General features: G+C 67.8%; 15 protein-coding genes. 14 read left to right on the top strand and 1 reads right to left on the bottom strand.

The annotated features are described in order from the left end of the window. The first annotated feature begins 23 nt into the window (after nt 1-23). The 14 genes from ACIQ1T_RS04490 (at nt 24) to ACIQ1T_RS04425 (ending at nt 12,046) form a co-directional block, all read left to right on the top strand. Nucleotides 24-659, top strand: coding sequence for a lytic transglycosylase domain-containing protein (locus ACIQ1T_RS04490; protein WP_395943334.1), 636 nt, complete (start codon nt 24-26; stop codon nt 657-659). Continuing rightward, entirely contained in the window at nt 656-955 is a 300-nt protein-coding gene (locus tag ACIQ1T_RS04485; protein ID WP_395943333.1) for a TrbC/VirB2 family protein, read from the top strand. Before ACIQ1T_RS04490 ends, ACIQ1T_RS04485 begins: the two co-directional genes overlap by 4 nt. Beyond that, nucleotides 955-1,134 (top strand): hypothetical protein, encoded by a 180-nt coding sequence (locus ACIQ1T_RS04480; RefSeq protein WP_395943332.1) that lies wholly within the window; start codon nt 955-957, stop codon nt 1,132-1,134. Before ACIQ1T_RS04485 ends, ACIQ1T_RS04480 begins: the two co-directional genes overlap by 1 nt. Beyond that, nucleotides 1,127-1,462 carry a type IV secretion system protein VirB3 gene (locus tag ACIQ1T_RS04475; RefSeq protein ID WP_395943331.1) on the top strand — a complete coding sequence of 112 codons (336 nt, stop codon included), beginning with the start codon at nt 1,127-1,129 and terminating at the stop codon, nt 1,460-1,462. The genes ACIQ1T_RS04480 and ACIQ1T_RS04475 overlap by 8 nt, the downstream gene beginning before the upstream one ends. Next, on the top strand, nt 1,455-3,830 hold the full coding sequence (locus ACIQ1T_RS04470; RefSeq protein WP_395943330.1) for a VirB4 family type IV secretion/conjugal transfer ATPase: 2,376 nt from the start codon (nt 1,455-1,457) through the stop codon (nt 3,828-3,830). Before ACIQ1T_RS04475 ends, ACIQ1T_RS04470 begins: the two co-directional genes overlap by 8 nt. Beyond that, nucleotides 3,827-4,531, top strand: a complete 705-nt coding sequence (locus ACIQ1T_RS04465) for a type IV secretion system protein (RefSeq protein ID WP_395943329.1) — start codon at nt 3,827-3,829, stop codon at nt 4,529-4,531. Before ACIQ1T_RS04470 ends, ACIQ1T_RS04465 begins: the two co-directional genes overlap by 4 nt. After that, nucleotides 4,528-4,743: a hypothetical protein gene (locus tag ACIQ1T_RS04460; RefSeq protein ID WP_395943328.1), complete on the top strand. Its 216-nt coding sequence runs from the start codon at nt 4,528-4,530 to the stop codon at nt 4,741-4,743. The genes ACIQ1T_RS04465 and ACIQ1T_RS04460 overlap by 4 nt, the downstream gene beginning before the upstream one ends. Nucleotides 4,744-4,752: 9 nt before the next feature. After that, a complete protein-coding gene (locus tag ACIQ1T_RS04455; RefSeq protein WP_395943327.1) occupies nt 4,753-5,676 on the top strand; it encodes a type IV secretion system protein in 924 nt (307 codons plus the stop codon). Between the two features lie 241 nt (nt 5,677-5,917). Further along, complete coding sequence (locus ACIQ1T_RS04450) at nt 5,918-6,601, top strand: virB8 family protein (RefSeq protein WP_395943326.1); 684 nt, start codon at nt 5,918-5,920, stop codon at nt 6,599-6,601. Then, complete coding sequence (locus tag ACIQ1T_RS04445; protein WP_395943325.1) at nt 6,598-7,431, top strand: TrbG/VirB9 family P-type conjugative transfer protein; 834 nt, start codon at nt 6,598-6,600, stop codon at nt 7,429-7,431. Before ACIQ1T_RS04450 ends, ACIQ1T_RS04445 begins: the two co-directional genes overlap by 4 nt. Then, a complete protein-coding gene (gene virB10 / locus ACIQ1T_RS04440; RefSeq protein WP_395943324.1) occupies nt 7,428-8,591 on the top strand; it encodes a type IV secretion system protein VirB10 in 1,164 nt (387 codons plus the stop codon). The genes ACIQ1T_RS04445 and virB10 overlap by 4 nt, the downstream gene beginning before the upstream one ends. Continuing rightward, the gene (gene virB11 / locus ACIQ1T_RS04435) at nt 8,591-9,598 is read left to right on the top strand and encodes a P-type DNA transfer ATPase VirB11 (RefSeq protein WP_395943323.1); all 1,008 of its coding nucleotides are present in this window, start codon (nt 8,591-8,593) and stop codon (nt 9,596-9,598) included. The genes virB10 and virB11 overlap by 1 nt, the downstream gene beginning before the upstream one ends. After that, entirely contained in the window at nt 9,564-11,420 is a 1,857-nt protein-coding gene (locus ACIQ1T_RS04430; RefSeq protein ID WP_395943322.1) for a type IV secretory system conjugative DNA transfer family protein, read from the top strand. The genes virB11 and ACIQ1T_RS04430 overlap by 35 nt, the downstream gene beginning before the upstream one ends. Continuing rightward, nucleotides 11,417-12,046 (top strand): LPD7 domain-containing protein, encoded by a 630-nt coding sequence (locus ACIQ1T_RS04425; protein WP_395943321.1) that lies wholly within the window; start codon nt 11,417-11,419, stop codon nt 12,044-12,046. The genes ACIQ1T_RS04430 and ACIQ1T_RS04425 overlap by 4 nt, the downstream gene beginning before the upstream one ends. A gap of 71 nt (nt 12,047-12,117) precedes the next feature. Here the strand turns inward: ACIQ1T_RS04425 and ACIQ1T_RS04420 are convergent, their stop codons facing one another. Continuing rightward, the gene (locus ACIQ1T_RS04420; RefSeq protein ID WP_395943320.1) at nt 12,118-14,454 is read right to left on the bottom strand and encodes a S8 family peptidase; all 2,337 of its coding nucleotides are present in this window, start codon (nt 14,452-14,454) and stop codon (nt 12,118-12,120) included. Between the last annotated feature and the right edge of the window lie 40 nt (nt 14,455-14,494).

Genomic DNA, 14,494 nt, shown 5'->3' with positions numbered 1-14,494 from the left:
GCCCGTGATGGAGCCCTGTTTTGATGGATCTCGCCCTCGTCCTGGCCCTTTCCGCGCAATGCGCGCCCGGCGTCTCTCCCGAGACGATGGCCGCCGTTGCGCACACGGAGAGTCGCTTCAATCCTCTCGCCATCGGCGTCAACCGCGCGGCGGCCGTCCGCCAACCGCGGTCCCGCGACGAGGCCGCGCGGACCGCGCGTCGCCTGATCTCAGCGGGCGTAAACATCGATCTCGGACTGGCGCAGATCAACTCGGCTAATCTCGGATGGCTGCGCCTCACGGTGGAGGACGCCTTCGACCCCTGTCGCAATCTGGCGGCCGCCGAAACCGTGCTGCGCGCGGGCTTCGATCCGGTCCGGGCCTCTGCCGACCCCCAGCAGGCCCTGCGCGTAGCGCTCTCGCGTTACAACACGGGCCACCCCGAACGCGGCTTCCGCAACGGCTATGTCGCCCGCGTCGAGGCCTCGGCGGCGCAGCTCGGACTTGTGCGTCCCGCGTCGTCAGCGTCGCAGGCGGTGCGCGTCAACGCGCCCTTGGCCGACGCCGCCCACGCCGCCCCTCCGCCCGCTGAATGGGACGTGTTCGCGCGCGCCCGATGGAGCCCGACCATCCGCTTCGCCCCCGACCCGCAAAACCAGACTTGGAGTGTTCTCCCTTGACCCTGAACTCCACCTTGCGCCGTCGCGGCGCGATCGGTGCGATCGCCATTGCGACCACCCTCCTCTCCGTTCAACCGGCGTTCGCCTCCGCCAATGTCGAGGGCCTGCTGCAGAACGTCGTCGACATGCTGACGGGCAACACGGCCCGGCTGCTGGCGATCCTCGCGGTCGTCGTCGTCGGCATTCTGTGGATGTTCGGCCTGTTCGATCTGCGGCGGGCCGCGATCGTGATCCTAGGGATCGTGGTGGTCTTCGGGGCCGCCGAGATCGTCGGCCTCATCACCGGCGGCGCCTGATGAGCCGCGCCGAAGATTTTCTGGTCGTAACGGGAGCGGCCGGCGCGCTGGCCCTGAGCCTGATGCTCGGCCTGAGGCTCATCTCGGCAGAACGGTTCGCCCAGGCCTTGGGCGGCGGCCTGCTCGGCCTAGCCCTGGTCAAGACGGTCATGGTCATCAGCGGAGGGGACCATGGCTGAGGAACGGCTCATGGAGGAACCGCTGTTCCTCGCCTGCACCCGGCCGGCGATGATCCTCGGCGTGCCGATGGAGGCCATGGGCGTCAACGTCATGGTCTCCGGACTGGCGTTTCTTGTCGGCGGCAGCCTGCTCTACCTACTGATCGCGCCGGTCCTGCATCTGGTGTTCCGGGCGATCTGCCGCGTCGATCACAACGCCTTCCGGCTTCTGCTTGTCTTCATCGACACCAAGGGCCGATCGAGAAATGGCGCCTTGTGGGGTGGCAGCTCCCCGACGCCGCTTCCCGTCGTCCGGCGGTATCGCGCGAGGGAGCTGGCCCGTGGGTGACGTTCGCCTCACGCCGGCGCGCTTGCGCAGGGAGAGCGAGGCGCTATCGGGCCTCCCCTATGCCAGGCACGCCAGCGATCATGTCGTCGTCCTGGACAGCGGCGCCTTGATGATCGCCTTCCAACTCCAGGGCGCGGCGTTCGAAACGGCGGACCCCCGCGACCTGAACGACTGGCACACCAAGCTGAACCAGGCGTGGCGCAATCTCGCCGACGACCGTCTGGCGGTCTGGCATCACATCGTGCGGCGCGAGGTCAGCCCCGCCGCCTCCGGCGGTTTCCGGTCGGTCTTCGCTCGCGAACTCTCCGAGGGCTACGAAAGCCGCATCGGCGGGCGGCGCCTGTTCGTCAACGAGCTCTTCGTCACCCTGGTGCTGCATCCCGGTCGTGATGCCGGCGACCGCGCCGGCGCCCTGATGCGCAAGCTCAAGACGGCCCGGCGCATGCAGACCGAGGTCTCTTCCGAACAGATCAAGCAGCTTGAGGACGCCGCGCGCGAGCTCGAGCAATACCTGGCGCGTTACGCCCCGCGCCGTCTCGGGCTCTATGCCCATGGCGACGTCTGGTGTTCGGAGCCCATGGAGCTGGTTCGGCTCGTTCTGACGGGCCGCCCGGAACGGGCGCCCCTCGTTCATGGCCACCTCGGGTCGGCGGTCTACACCGTAAGGGTCATCTTCGGGCGCGAGAGCCTGGAAATCCGCGACATCCATCAAGCGCGCTTTGCGGGCATCCTGGCGATCAAGGAATACCCGGCCGCCACGCGCCCCGGCCTGTGGAACGGCCTTCTGAGCGCGCCTTTCGGCTTTGTCATGACGCAGTCGTTCGCCTTTCTCTCCAAGGCGTCCGCCCGCTCGGTGATGGAGCGTAAACAGAACCAGATGGTGTCGGCGCGGGATCGGGCCGCGTCCCAGATCGAAGGATTGTCCGACGCCCTGGACGACCTTGTCAGCAACCGGTTCGTGCTCGGCGAGCACCACGCCTCGGTCCTGGTCTATGGCGAAACGCCGGAGACGCTCGCCGACCACCTGGCGAAAACCAGGGCGCATCTGGCGGACTCCGGACTGGTCGTGGCTCGCGAGGATCTGGGTCTGGAAGCTGCGTTCTGGGCCCAGTTTCCCGGCGGGTTCGCCAGACGGACGCGGCCGGCCGCGATCACCTCCCGCAACTTCGCCGCCCTTGCGCCCTTCCACGCCTATCCGGTGGGAAGGGCCACGGGCAACCACTGGGGCCCGGCGGTCGCCATGCTGCGGACCACAGCCGGTTCGCCCTTCTACTTCAACTTCCATGTCGGGGATCTGGGCCACACCTTCATCTGCGGCCCGTCCGGCTCCGGGAAGACGGTGGTTCAGAACTTCATGCTGGCCCAGCTGGAGCGTTTCGACGTCCAGCAGCTCTTCATCGACAAGGACCGCGGCGCCGAGATCTTCGTGCGCGCGTCCGGCGGCACCTACCTTGCGCTACGCAACGGCGTGCCGACCGGCTTCGCGCCGTTCAAGGCGCTGGCGCCGTCGCCGGCGAACCGCGCCTTTCTCAGCCGCCTCGTCCGAACCCTGGTCAGCCGCCCCGACGAGACCCTCTCCGTGCCGCAGGCGCGCGCCATAGATGAGGCGGTCGCCGCGCTCGAGGTCCTGCCCCGGGAACGCCGCTCCCTCACGGCGCTTCGCAGCCTTCTGGGCCAATCCGACAGCGGCGGGGTTGGGGCCAGGCTCGAGCGCTGGACCCAGAACGGCCCCTTGGGATGGGCGCTGGACGGCGACGACGACGCCCTCTCGCTCGAGGCGCGGTTCGCGGGTTTCGACATGACGGACGTCCTGGACCATCCCGAAGTCCGCACGCCGATGATGCTCTACCTCTTTCATCGGATCGCGCAGCGGGTGGACGGGCGTCGGCTGGTGCTCGACATCGACGAGTTCTGGAAGGTGCTGGGCGACCCCGCCTTCACCGACCTCGCCCAGGACGGCCTGAAGACGTGGCGCAAGCAGAACGCCCTGATGGTGTTCGGGACCCAATCGCCCGCCGACGCCCTGCGCTCGCCGATCGCCCACACCATCCTCGAGCAGTGCGCCACCAAGATCTTCCTGCCCAACGCCCACGCCCAGGCCCGGGACTACGTCGAGGGCTTTGGTCTGAGCCAGGAAGAATTCCGGCTGATCCGCGATGAGCTGACGCCGGAGTCGCACCGCTTCCTGGTCAAACAGGGCCACGACAGCGTCGTGGTCGAGCTGGATCTCAACGGTCTCGACGACCCGCTCGCAATCCTCTCCGGCCGAACCGAGACCGTCGCCCTGCTGGACCGCCTGAGGGTCGAGACAGGCGACGACTACGCCACCTGGCGGGAGCCCTTCCACACACAACGGAGACTGACATGAGACGCTCAATCCTCTCGATCGCTGTCGCCCTGGCCACGCTGACCTGCGCTCCCGCCCAGGCCCAGCAATTGGTCCACGACCCCCGATCCCTGGCCCAGATGGTTCAGGACGCGCGCACGGCTATGGAACAGCTCGACAGCCTCAAGGCGCAGGTCCAGCAGGGTCAGGAGCTCTTCGCCAGTCTGAACGAGCTGTCCAACGTCAATGCAATCGCCGAGCGCCTGGGCCTGCCGGAAATCCGCAATCCCCTGCCGGACGTGGCCACCCTGCGTTCCGCTGCGGACGGCGACCTCACGGCGCTGGGGGACCTCGCAGAACGCGTCGATGAGATTCGGCGGGAAACGCGCGTCTACACCCCGGAAACCTCGTCCGCCGGAGCGGACGCTCTGGAGAGATCCGGCGCCCTCGCGGCGCGGGACCTGGCGATCGGGGAGACGGTTGATCGCGCGGCCACGACGCGGCTCGAAGGTCTGGAGACCCTTCGGCGCGCGCTCGACACCGCCCCCAACGCCCGCGCCGTTCTCGATCTGAACGCCAGGCTCGCCGCCGAACAGGCGCTGATCGAGAACGAGCAGGTGCGGCTCCAGGGGCTGGCGCTGACCCAGGCGGCGGAGGGGCGCCTCGAGGAGCAACGCGCCCGCGAACGGATCGCGGCGGAACGCGCCTCCCGCATGGATGTCTATCGGCAGGCCTTCCGGTGAGACGCGCCCTTCTGGGTCTCGCCAGCCTGATTGCGGCCTGCGCCCCAGAGACCGGGACCGGGGTCGAAGCGGGCGCCGATCGCGCTGCGCTGGAAGCCGTCGTCGAGGCCTGCGATCGCGGCGCGCGTCGCGCCCGGTGCGACGACGCCCGGACCCGTCTCGCGCAGGCGCGGCGCGCCGACCGCATGGCCGCCTATCGGCAGGCTCATTAGGAGGCCGCGATGTCGTTCCGGGTCTTTGAACCGGCCTACACCTTCCTCGACGAAAGGCTGAACGCCTTCCTCGGCGATCGTCTGGGCTCCGTCATCGCCCAAGTGGAAGGCCCCCTGCGCATCGCGCTGGTCCTTTACGTCGTCCTCTACGGCTTTGCGATCTTCCGGGGCGCGATCAGCGAGCCGATCATGGATTTCGCGATCCGGGGGATCAAACTCCTCTTCATCTACGTCCTGGCGACCACCCCGGCCTATTCAGACTTCGTCACCGAGCCGCTGTTCCGGGATCTGCCGAACTTCCTGGCGCAGGCGATCAGCGGCGCCGAGACGCCGAACGTCGGCGCGGCCTTCGACCAGTTCCTCGCCTATGCCGGATATCTCGGCGAAAAGATCGGCTCCGAGGGCTCCGCGTTCGACCTCGCCCCCTACATCGTCTCGGCCGTCGTCTTCATCGTCGGGGCGCTCGCGTGTGCGCTGGGGTTCGGCGTGGTCCTCGTCGCGAAGCTGGCCCTGGCCCTGCTGGTCACCCTCGGTCCGATCTTCATCGCCTGCGCGCTCTTCGACGCCACGCGCCGGTATTTCTTCGGCTGGCTGTCCCAGGCCGTGAACTACCTGGTCCTGTTCGCCCTCATCATCACGATCTTCCAGCTGGTCCTGTCTCTGGTGCGGGATCAATGGGGCGCGATCGAAGGCGGCGACCCGATGGTGGGCGGGCTGATCTTCATCGCCCTGTGCCTGCTGGGCGCGATCTTCTTCCTCCAGACCCCGGCCATCGCCGCCGGGATCGCGGGCGGCGCCAGCGCAGGCCTGGCCGACTTCGCCAACGCCGCCGCCCTGGGTTCCAGCCCGAGCGGCGCGGCCCGTGGTCCGCTCGAAGCCAGTCGTCAACCGCCGCGCGGCGGCGGGTCCATTCGTCCCTCAGGAGCGCGCTGATGTCTAAACTCCGAACCGCATCGAAATTTCTATCGGCCCTGCTGGCGCTGCAGGCTGTTGCAGGTTGCGCGGCGCTTGCAGACGGGGAACCCCCGATCTGCGACGGCCGGAACCGCCGGCCCGCCAACCCATACGGCTCGATCCTGGTTCCTGCGCCGACGCCTGTGGGCGAGGCGTCTCCGCCCTTGCCAGCTGCGCCCGATATCACTCCTCCGCAGTCCTCAGCGATGGGAGGCTGCGCATGACCGGCGTCCCGTCCTCCGATCTGAAGACCTATTTCGCCGAGGCGCGTCGGTGGGACCAGGACCGTCTCGGAGCGGCGATCCGGTCGCGCCGCCTCGCCTGGACCGTAGCGGCGGCGGCCTCCGGTTTGACGCTCGTTGCGGTGACGGCGGTGGCGGTGCTCACCCCGCTGAAGACGACGGAGCCATTCGTCGTGCGGGTCGATCAATCGACCGGCGCCGTCGACGTGGTTCGGGGCCTGTCCGCGGCCGAGGGTCCGGCCACCTATGACGAGGCCATCAGCAAATACTTCCTTGCCCAATACGTCCGCGCTCGTGAAGGTTATCTCGACCCCGCCGCCGAAGAGAGCTTCGCCCTCGTGTCCATCCTGTCCGGGAGCGCAGAACAGCGGCGCTGGGCTGACATCTATCGCGGCTCGAATCCCGACAGTCCCCAGAACCTTTACGGCCCCGGCGCCGAAGCGGTCATCTCGATCCGTGCGATCGGCTTCATCAACGACGGCGTGGCCAACGTCCGGTTTCACCGGACGGTCCGCCAGGCGCAGCAGGTCATCAAAAGCGACTGGATCGCCACCATAGCCTTTACCTACACCCGCGCCCCGATGTCGGAGCCTGACCGCCTGCGCAATCCGCTCGGCTTTCAGGTGATGTCCTACCGCGCCGATCCGGAGGTCGTGCGATGAGACGTCTCCTCATGACCCTCGCCGCCGGCCTCGTCTTCCTGTCGGCTTCGCCGGCGCTGGCCGACCATGGCACTCGCGACGCCAGAATGGTCGAGGTCGATTACGCGCCGGGCGCGGTCTACCGGATCGCGGGCGCCTTCAGGACCGCGACCCAGATCGTCTTCAGCCCCGACGAGGTCATCCGACACGTCGCAATCGGCGACAGCGTCAGCTGGGAAGTCGCCGCCGAAGGCTCCGTCCTGTTTCTCAAACCCCGGGAACGGCTGCAGGCCACCAATCTGCTGGTCGTCACGGAACGCGCCGGCTCGACCCGGCACTACGCCTTCGAGCTCGCCGCCCGGGACTCTCGCGACCGGGCGGCGATCGCCTACCAAATCCGCTTTCGCTATCCCGCCGATGTCCAGGCGGCGACGGTGGCCTCTCTGGACGCGGCGACCCGGGCGATCGAGGCGCGCCTCGTCGATCTGACCCTCGATCAAGCGGCGCTCGCGGGTCCGCGCAATCTCGCCTACAGCGTCCAGGGCGCCCCGGACCTCCAGCCCAGCGAAGTGACCGACAACGGCCGCTTCACGGTTCTGCGCTTTCCCGCGAACCAGCCCATCCCGGCCATTTACGCCGTCTCGTCTGAAGGCGTCGAAAGCCTCGTGCCCTTCGACGTCAGGGGCGAATTCGTCGTGGTGCATGCGGTCAGTTCAGGGCTTCGCCTGCGCCGGGGCGGCGCCGTCCTCTGCATCTTCAACGACGCCTATGAGCCACGCGGCGTCGCTACGGGGACGGGCACGGCCTCGCCATCCGTCGATCGAACCGTGGTGGGAGGAGCCCCGCGATGACCCACTCTGTGGAACCCGGCGATTCCGCCGTCGATGAACCGCGGACCGAACGTGCTGAGCAATCCCAGCCTCTCGATCGAGGCATCTCGCCGATCGCCGGGCGCTTCGGCGGCCGAGGATCCAAGGTCGTGACCCTCGCCGCTCTCGGTCTCGGCTGCGCCGTCTTTCTCTTCGCCACCTGGGACCGCGGAGATGGCGTCGATCAAGGCGCGCGGGATGGAACCGAGCCTGCGCGTCAGCTGGTTCCGTTCGAGCCCGCCCGCCGCGACACAGCTCCGCCGACTCTCACCGACGCCTCCCAGAGCCCGGACGCCCCGACGCTGACCTCGACCGGTGAACGGGTGCCGGCGATCGAAGCGCGTTCGACCGAGGCGACGGGCGGCCCGTCTGCGGCCGAGCGGCACCGCGCGCTCCTGGATGAGGCGCGGCGCGCGCCGGTGCTCGCTTACAGCCGCCAGGGCGCCAGAGGCGAGGCATCCTCGGATCTTCTGCGGACGACAGCGGATCCGAAGGTGGTCAGCGCCCCTGTGCAGGCCCGGGTGACGGCGCTGGACAGCCTTCGACAGGGCTCGGTGATCGGCGAGGCCCGCGCCGGCGTCCTCAGCGATCGCAACCTCCTCCTGACTGCCGGGGCGTCGATCCCGTGCATCCTGCAGACCGCCATGGACAGCGCGACGCCGGGCTTCGTCAGCTGCATCCTGCCACGCGACATCTATTCCGAGAACGGCGCCGTAGTGCTGATGGAACGCGGCACCCGGGTGCTCGGGGAATATCAGGGCGGCCTGCAGCAAGGTCGAAGCCGGCTGTTCGTCCTGTGGACCCGGGCCGTCACGCCAGCCGGGGTCACAGTCGGGCTCGCGTCGCCCGCCGCCGACGCTCTCGGCAGGGCCGGTTTCGACGGCCGGATCGACACGCACTTCTGGGACCGGTTCGGAGGCGCGCTCCTGTTGTCGCTGGTCGACGACGGCCTGTACGCGGCGGTCGGACGCGATAGCGCCGTTCGGGACACCGCGCGGGTCCCGTCGGACGCCGCCGGGATCGCGCTTCAGAACTCGGTCGACATTCCCCCGACGTTGCGGAAGGCGCAGGGCTCCGAAGTGTCGATCTTCGTGGCCCAGGACCTGAACTTCTCCGGCGTCTACCGGCTGAGAGCGCGCTGATGGACGACACCGCCGTTCTCGAGCATTACCTGGCGCCCCTGCGGCCGCTGCTGGCGCCCGATGACGTGACCGAACTGGTCATCAACCGTCCGGGCGAGGTCGGGATCGAGCAGGGCGGCCAATGGCGATGGCATGAGGAGCCCGTCCTCACCGAAGCCTGGCTCCGCACGCTCGCTGTGGCTGCGGCCGCGTTCACGAAGCAGGATGTCAGCGACGCGCGCCCGATCTGCTCGACCGCCCTCCCCGGCGACGAACGGTGTCAGATCGTGCTTCCGCCGGCGGCGCCCGCCGGCACCGTGTCGCTCACGATCCGCAAGCCGTCGCGTCGCCACTTTGGACTGGATGCCTTCGCGGCGGCCGGTCTCTTCGATGCCGTGATCGCGGCGAAGGCCGCCGACATCGATCCGATCGACGCCGAACTTGTCGGGCTGAAGACCGCCGGCGACTGGCCCGCCTTCTTCCGGCTCGCCGTGGTCTCGCGGCGCAACATCCTCGTGTCCGGGGCGACCGGCTCGGGCAAGACAACCTTCGCCAAGGGCCTGGTTGAGGCTATCCCGGAACACGAACGCCTCTTGACGATCGAAGACACGCGCGAACTGGTCGTGCCCCACCGCAACGTCGTTCATCTGGTCTATTCGAAGGAAGGTCAGGGTCTCGCGCAGGTCACCGCGAAAAGCCTGCTGGAAAGCGCCCTGCGTATGCGGCCCGACCGGATCCTGCTGCAGGAACTGCGCGACGGGACCGCCTTCTTCTACCTGCGCAACGTCAACTCCGGACATCCGGGATCCATCACGACGGTGCATGCGGATTCAGCCGCCCTCGCCTTCGAGCAGCTGACGCTGCTGGTGCGGGAGTCCGAGGGCGGCCGCGACCTTCCGCGCGACGATATCCGCGCCCTCCTGCACCTGCTGGTCGATGTCGTGGTCCAGATGAAGAAGGTCGACGGGCGCTATCGTCTGACGGAGGTCTGGCATGACCCGCTTCGAAAGCGCCAGCCCGGCGGCTAGGGCGGCCCTCGTCGCGATCGGTCTCGCGCTCCTGCTGGTGCTCGCCGGAACATCGACCGCGATGATCGCCCTGGCGGGCGTCGGACGCTTGTCCCCGGACGTCGAGCCTCTCCGTGTCCCAGCCTGGTTGTGGCATTATCGCGCCGACCCCGACCTTCAGCGCTGGCTTCGGATCGGCGCCCTGATCAATGGGCTGCTCGCCGTCGTCATGGTCGCGGCGATCGCTCTCGGCGTTCGCCGTCCCCTTCACGGCGCGGCCCGCTGGGCCTCGACACGCGACCTGAAGGCGGCGGGGCTGTCTTCCCGCGAAGGCATCCTGCTCGGGCGGCGCGGGCGCTCGTGGCTGATCTCCGGCGGTTCGGAGCATGTGATGCTTTACGCGCCGACACGCACTGGCAAGGGGGTTGGGGTCGTGATCCCCAATCTCCTGACCTGGTCAGGCTCGGTCGTCGTGCTCGACATCAAGCGTGAAAACTATGAGGCGACGGCGGGGTTCAGGGCGGCCGCCGGCCAACGTGTCCTGTTGTTTGATCCGCTCGCGCCCGATGGCCGGACCACGCGCTTCAACCCCCTTTCCCATATCGACCGGACGGTCGCCGCCGCCGTGCTGGACGAACTTCAGCGCATGGCAGTCATGCTCTTCCCCGGTCACGACCATGCCGATCCATTCTGGTCTGAGGCGGCGCGCACCGGTTTCATCGGCGTTGGGGCCTATGTTGCTGAAACGCCGGATCTGCCGTTCTCACTGGGCGAAGTCTTCCGCCAGTTGACCCAGAGCGATGCGAGAGAACGGTTCCCCGGGCTGATCAAGGCGCGAACGCTGGCCGGATCGCCTCTTTCTATCGGTTGCTCCTCCGCCCTCACGGACTTCTGCAGTTCAAGTGAGAACACCTTCGCTTCGGTCCGGCAGACGATCACCAGCCGTATGGGACTGTGGCTTAATCCCGCCGTAGACGCAGCGACCGCTGTCAGCGACTTCGATCTGCGCGACCTTCGTCACGGAGGGCTGTCGCTCTATCTGGGCGCTTCGCCGGACAACATGCTGCGCGTCGCACCGCTCTACAGCCTGCTGTTCCAGCAACTGGTCGACCTTAACAGCCGCCGCCTGCCCGGCCCTGACGACCGCCCCGTTCTGGTGTTGCTGGACGAGTTCGCCCGGCTCGGTCGCGCGCCTGTTCTCGCCGCCGCCTTCTCGTACCTGGCCGGGTACGGCTTTCGCCTCCTGCCGGTGATCCAGAGCCCGTCACAGCTCCGGGCGCTTTATGGGCCGGACGTAAGCGAAGACATCCTGACGAACTGTGGAATCGAGGTCGTCTTCGCGCCCAAGGAACTGAAGGTGGCCCAGGAGCTGAGCGAGCGACTCGGTTACTTCACCTATGGCGCCCGAAGCCGTAGCCGTCCGATGGGTCTGGGGTCTGGTCGACGCAGCACGACAACGTCCGACCAACGGCGCGCGCTGATGATGCCTCAGGAACTGATGCAGCTCCCCGCTCGGACCCTGATCGTCCTCAAGGCCGGGATGCCGCCGGCGCGCGGCGAAAAGATCCAGTTTTTCCGCGAACGGGTCTTCACCCGCCGCCAACGACCGGCCCCGATCCAGGCCAGGCCGCCCAATACCCCGGCCGTCGCCGCACTCGCACCTTCCACCCCGTCTCCGCCCCTTGAGGACGCCGAAATGACTTACGACGCCGTGGTTCAGGCCTTCACCGAGCAGGGTTGCCCGCCGCCCGAGATCGGCGCGACCGAGCACGAGGTCGCCGACTGGCTGGACCAGGTCATTGACGTGGTTGTAAACGCACCGGATCGGGATGACGGCCGATGAGCGAGCGAGCCAACGCCGGAGACAAGCCGGCGGGCAACGCAGTGGCGCCTCCGCCCGCAAAAGACGGCGACGCACGGTCCCGCAGGCGGGGCGACGCCCCTCAGGCGGTTCTGGAGCGCTACCTGATCGAACACGATCGGCTGGGTCGTCCGTCCCGCTTCTACCGGGACCACCGCGCGACCGAGCCGATGTTTCGAGATGAGGGCCGCAGGCTGATCGCAACTCAGGCTTATCCCGACGCCGTCGCCGACATGCTGAAGATCGCGAAGCATCGCGGTTGGACCGAAGTGCGGTTGTCAGGCGACGAAAGATTTCGACGAGAGGCCTGGATTCAGGCGCAGACATTGGGCCTTGCGGTCCGAGGTTACAGCCCGCGCGATCGCGACCGCCAGGCAGCGGGTGATAGATCCGCTTCCACTTCTGCCCCCGATCGGCGGCCGTTCGACGCCCCTATGGCGGAGGACCGGCTGCGTGCCGCTGCTGCCGTGGTCAGACGGCTGATCGAAGATCCCGCCGCGCGAATACGCCTCATGACGCGAGCCATGGATCGCTTGCGGGATCGCACCGGCATCGACAACGAACGGGGTCGGCAAGCCAACCGGGGATCCAGGGACCGACGGCCTTGACCGTCGCCGCCCGCTACTCGGGGCTTCAAGGCGTCGCGGCCTCCTGAAACGCCACCTCATCGCAACTCGCGTCAGCGTCCGGCGACCGGAACCCGCGGCCGGACTGCGAGTCTATCCCGCACCTGAGCGTAAATCTCATTCACGCCGGGCATCTTCACTGTCGCGACCACGGCGTAGGGCGTGAGGTCAGGGAAGTCATCGATCTGCCGCTGCACGATCACATCGAACGTCGCGTTCTCTCCAAACGCTGCTGCGCGATCGCCTTCCCACCGGCGATGGACGACTGTCCCGTTGTGGGTCTGGTTATAGTCGGGCTGGAGGCCGTCGGCCTCGACAGCCAGCATAGCGGCGGCCTCGCGCGGTTCTACGATCTTGATCTGGACGCCCCGATATTTCGGCGCCCCAATGCGGGGCGGTGCCATCCAGGCGACGGTCACGCAAACCTCATGAGGTGCGGCCCGTCCGGCCATCGCCGCGGGGATGGGAATCCGCACAGTGTGAGCCTGACCGGACCCCAATCGGCCTACGCTCCACATCGTCGCTCGGTCAGCGGCGCATTCTAGCACCACCTCTCCGTCGATGGCACCGAAACCGAGATAGCGCCTGACATTGTCCTTCTGGCGGACGTGCTGACGATTGTCTGCGGGACCGAGGGTTTCCACGATCAGATCGCGGGCGGCGGTCCACCGCGCCGAGTGCACGAGTAAGGCCTTGAGCAAAACCGACCGGTGAGCTCCGGGAATCTCAAGGAAATCCTCGTAGACGGATTCCAAGGCCTCGTGAGCGCGAACTGCGATCCCGGTCGTTAGAGCGGACGCCACGCTCGTGCCGATTGACTTGCCCACCGCGTCCGGACGCGCGAACCGCAGATCCGGCGGGGCAGCCACAAGCACGCCGGATGGCCCGGCGTTTCGCAGGGGCGTCAGGGCATGGCCTTGCCCCCGCGGACTGAGCCGAACCTGATGTCGCCCTCCGGGTGCCAGGATGTCCGGCTTCACCGCGCCTCCGTGACCGGGGCCCAAGGCACTGGAGACCGTGCAGAGCCCGGTGTCGGCCCAGACGTCGAACGTAAAAGCGGCCGCCGGGGGCGCGGGTCCCCCATCGCCGTGCAGGGCGCCGACCGTGAGCGCGTTCATAGATTCAGCCGGCGCGAGCACCCGGCGGTAGGCCATGGCGGACCCGCTCGCGCGCAGGGCAACCTTAGCCCGTTCGCCGGGGGCGAGATCCTCGAACGCGATAATATCGAGGTCGGCGGTCTCAAGATCGGAGGTGTGGTTTCCCGCACTGATGATGAACAGAACGCCGTAGGCGTAAGATAGATAGTCGATGACGCGGGCCCATCCCGACATCCGCCCGGCGAAGGGCTTGTTGATGTCGCCGAGCGAGGCGTTGATGACGATGACATGAGGGGCAGTCGCGCCCGGACCGGTTTTCATTCGCGCGACCGCTTCGTGAAACAGGTCAGCCGGTAGGCGATCCGGAAACCGTTCCGGATCGTCGATCGGGGCAGGCGCGTACATCAGATTGACGAAGTGAACCCGACGCTCAAGGGGCGGACCCGGCGCGTGCAGGTCGCCATGGAGGACTGCCGAGGCCATCGCTGTCCCGTGGACGCGCGGTCCTACGGAGAGGCGCTCAAGGTCGAAAGGATCCTCGACCGATAGGCGTCCGGCGAGGCGCGGATGGCCGGCCAGGGGAACAGCATCGAAGACCGCAGCGATCGGATCGCCCTCCGGCAGCCCATTCACCGGAGGCGGCTGGGTTTCGTCCGGCTCGACGAGAGTCAGCTGAACCGCGCTCTGGGGGCGGATGTGCATGACCGCCTCGGATCCGATCAGCCCCTCGTAACCTCGCGCCAGAATGGTCTGGACCTCGGCCAACGGCACCTCGGCGAGGAGAGCGTGGTAGCGGGCGCCGTCGATACGGCGCGCGGAAACAACGACGCCCCCGCGTTCCACGACGAGGCCCGAGACTTCCTCTTCAGCCGCGCGCGTCGCCCGAAATACCAGTTCGACTTCAATCCGGACGCAGCCCTTTTCGTCAGCACGTTGCTCGGCGAGGATCGCCGCATCCTCTTTCGTGAGACGATCTTGCGGCCCCCATGGTCGGAGATCCCTCATCTGGAGGAAGAGGTTTCGCCAAGGCGCAAAGCCGTACGGTAATGCTCGTCCAGCGGCGAATTCGCGCCACAGGTTGGACATCTGCGTCAGCGCGCGGCCGTCCGGGATCATGAGATAGAGGGCCGGGTCCCGATCCTGCGCGTCTGGTTCCAGTTCATCGGCGCCGACGAACTCCAAGCCAGGCACCAAGGCTGCGGCGCGTATGAATCCGCCTACGTCGCCGGTGAGTTCAAAAACCAGCAGGCGTTCCGGCGCGAGGCCGCCGGGGTCCGCCCGGAGCTGCAGCACCGGCGTTCCGGCTGCGAGGACACGCGACAACGCCTGAAGG

It is taken from the genome of Brevundimonas sp. (assembly GCF_044336875.1).
Classification (GTDB): domain Bacteria; phylum Pseudomonadota; class Alphaproteobacteria; order Caulobacterales; family Caulobacteraceae; genus Brevundimonas.
The sequence above is the reverse complement of the archived record's forward strand: the minus strand, read 5'-3'. Positions and strand labels throughout refer to the sequence as shown.

Bases quoted from the DNA above. Each gene is read 5' to 3' on its own strand.
- ACIQ1T_RS04490 (WP_395943334.1), top strand. From the start codon at position 24: ATGGATCTCGCCCTCGTCCTGGCCCTTTCCGCGCAATGCGCGCCCGGC.
- ACIQ1T_RS04480 (WP_395943332.1), top strand. From the start codon at position 955: ATGAGCCGCGCCGAAGATTTTCTGGTCGTAACGGGAGCGGCCGGCGCG.
- ACIQ1T_RS04475 (WP_395943331.1), top strand. From the start codon at position 1,127: ATGGCTGAGGAACGGCTCATGGAGGAACCGCTGTTCCTCGCCTGCACC.
- ACIQ1T_RS04465 (WP_395943329.1), top strand. From the start codon at position 3,827: ATGAGACGCTCAATCCTCTCGATCGCTGTCGCCCTGGCCACGCTGACC.
- ACIQ1T_RS04455 (WP_395943327.1), top strand. From the start codon at position 4,753: ATGTCGTTCCGGGTCTTTGAACCGGCCTACACCTTCCTCGACGAAAGG.
- ACIQ1T_RS04450 (WP_395943326.1), top strand. From the start codon at position 5,918: ATGACCGGCGTCCCGTCCTCCGATCTGAAGACCTATTTCGCCGAGGCG.
- ACIQ1T_RS04445 (WP_395943325.1), top strand. From the start codon at position 6,598: ATGAGACGTCTCCTCATGACCCTCGCCGCCGGCCTCGTCTTCCTGTCG.
- virB10 (WP_395943324.1), top strand. From the start codon at position 7,428: ATGACCCACTCTGTGGAACCCGGCGATTCCGCCGTCGATGAACCGCGG.
- virB11 (WP_395943323.1), top strand. From the start codon at position 8,591: ATGGACGACACCGCCGTTCTCGAGCATTACCTGGCGCCCCTGCGGCCG.
- ACIQ1T_RS04430 (WP_395943322.1), top strand. From the start codon at position 9,564: ATGACCCGCTTCGAAAGCGCCAGCCCGGCGGCTAGGGCGGCCCTCGTC.
- ACIQ1T_RS04425 (WP_395943321.1), top strand. From the start codon at position 11,417: ATGAGCGAGCGAGCCAACGCCGGAGACAAGCCGGCGGGCAACGCAGTG.